The sequence below is a fragment of the Streptosporangium sp. OZ121 genome (genome assembly GCF_051918885.1).
GTDB lineage: Bacteria > Actinomycetota > Actinomycetes > Streptosporangiales > Streptosporangiaceae > Streptosporangium.
This window is the reverse complement of record NZ_JBPXMC010000114.1, coordinates 1-556: the sequence shown is the minus strand read 5'-3', so window position 1 is coordinate 556 and position 556 is coordinate 1. Positions and strand designations below refer to the sequence as shown.

Genomic DNA, 556 nt, shown 5'->3' with positions numbered 1-556 from the left:
GGGGGTGACGTGCCGGGGTTCATGATGGTCGGGGTCCATCCGGAGACCGGGCAGATGTTCGCGGTCAGCAACAACGACCCGGTCGGCTGGGGCGCCACCCCCTCCCACGACGGCATGAACGCCGCCAACCACCTGTGCCAGACCCAGGCCCGCAACACCCCCGTCGAGGTCCTGGAGGCGAGAACCGGGATGTTCTTCGAGCGGGTGGAGCTGCGGGAGGACTCCGGGGGTGCGGGGCGGTTCCGGGGTGGGGTGGGGCTGCGGCGTGACATCCGGTTCGTGGTGCCGGGGGAGTTCCTGTCGGTGATCAAGAAGACGCGGTCGCGGCCGTGGGCGCTGGAGGGCGGGCTGGAGCCCGAGCCCAACCAGGTGGTGGTCTTTCCCGGTACCGAGCGTGAGCGCCGGGTGAGCACGAAGCGGACCCGGGTGGAGGTCGGGGACCGGGTCACGTTGCTGACGGCCGGGGGCGGCGGGCACGGCGATCCGCGCGAGCGCGATCCCGAGCTGGTGCGCCGCGACGTCGCCGAGGGCTACGTCTCCCCCGACGCGGCCCGCC

General features: G+C 73.0%; 1 protein-coding gene. It reads left to right on the top strand.

The window, feature by feature from the left end; translation table 11 throughout:
* Positions 1–9 precede the first annotated feature (9 nt).
* Positions 10–556 (top strand): hydantoinase B/oxoprolinase family protein (locus ACTOQ1_RS42955; RefSeq protein WP_440074396.1); only part of this gene is annotated, 547 nt, incomplete at its 3' end.